The sequence below is a fragment of the Rhizobium ecuadorense genome (assembly GCF_001187535.1).
In the GTDB taxonomy this organism is placed as follows: Bacteria; Pseudomonadota; Alphaproteobacteria; order Rhizobiales; family Rhizobiaceae; genus Rhizobium; species Rhizobium ecuadorense.
In genome coordinates this window covers 1-206 of record NZ_LFIO01000407.1, presented here as the reverse complement: position 1 = coordinate 206, position 206 = coordinate 1, and the positions used below count along the sequence as shown (strand labels likewise).

Genomic DNA, 206 nt, shown 5'->3' with positions numbered 1-206 from the left:
GGTCGACCACGGCGCCCGAGAGGATATGCGCGCCAACTTCCGCGCCCTTCTCCAGCACGACGACCGACAGCTCCGGATTGACCTGCTTCAACCGGATCGCCGCCGCAAGACCGGCAGGACCGGCGCCGACGATCACCACGTCGAATTCCATGCTCTCGCGTTCGGGCAGCTCAGTCGTCTCGGTCATTCACTCGTCTCCGCTTGGC

1 protein-coding gene is annotated in these 206 nt (G+C 65.5%); it reads right to left on the bottom strand.

The features are described from left to right. Window positions 1-187, bottom strand: a 187-nt coding sequence (locus AF337_RS10830) for an FAD-dependent oxidoreductase (RefSeq protein WP_152970969.1), incomplete at its 3' end; no start/stop codon positions are given. Window positions 188-206: the final 19 nt, after the last annotated feature.